The sequence below is a fragment of the Actinomadura napierensis genome (assembly GCF_039529375.1).
Classification (GTDB): domain Bacteria; phylum Actinomycetota; class Actinomycetes; order Streptosporangiales; family Streptosporangiaceae; genus Spirillospora; species Spirillospora napierensis.
Genome location: NZ_BAAAMR010000301.1, coordinates 1 through 729, shown reverse-complemented (window position 1 = coordinate 729; position 729 = coordinate 1). Strand labels below are relative to the sequence as shown.

Genomic DNA, 729 nt, shown 5'->3' with positions numbered 1-729 from the left:
GGATCAAGTATGTTGCTGTCTTATAAGTATATCAATTCGCCTGTTGGGCAATTAAAGCTGGTTGCGAATGAAAATGCTTTGGTGGCAGTACTTTGGGACAATGAAAATCCAAAACGTGTTCGACTGGCAGAGCTGGTCGAACAACTTGAGCATCCAGTTTTATTAAAGACCGAACAACAATTACAAGAATATTTTGAAGGCAAACGCCGTGAATTTACATTGCCACTAGATTTCGAAGGAACTGCATTTCAAAAGCAGGTCTGGACGGCATTACTTACGATTCCGTATGGTGAAACAAGAAGTTATAAAGATATTGCCGTTCAGATCGGAAATGAAAAAGCAGTGCGAGCAGTGGGTGCTGCAAATGGCAAAAATCCGATTTCAATTATTGCACCTTGTCACCGAGTAATTGGTGCGGGCGGAGCTTTGGTTGGTTTTGCCGGTGGTCTTGATAAGAAAGATATTTTATTAAGATTAGAGCAAAAATAAGCTATTTTTAGCGCTCGATTTTTTCAGGCTTTTCTAATAAGCTGTCAATTCTGATATTTCATATAAAGCGTGTTTTATAACCTCGCTATTTTCTGAAATATTAATCTTTTCATAACAAACTCTGGATTTTTTAAAAATGGCTGTCGGTGACGTAACAATGCCACAAATGCATGTGGTAAAAGGTGTAAAAATTGGCTCAACAGAAGCATATGTACGTTACCCAAACCGACGAGATCTAGT

At 38.5% G+C, this 729-nt stretch carries 1 protein-coding gene; it reads left to right on the top strand.

Annotation, left to right across the window (positions count from 1 at the left end; translation table 11 throughout):
• Positions 1-489: methylated-DNA--[protein]-cysteine S-methyltransferase (locus ABD296_RS49570; RefSeq protein WP_344285541.1), on the top strand; the 489-nt coding region annotated here is incomplete at its 5' end.
• Positions 490-729: the final 240 nt, after the last annotated feature.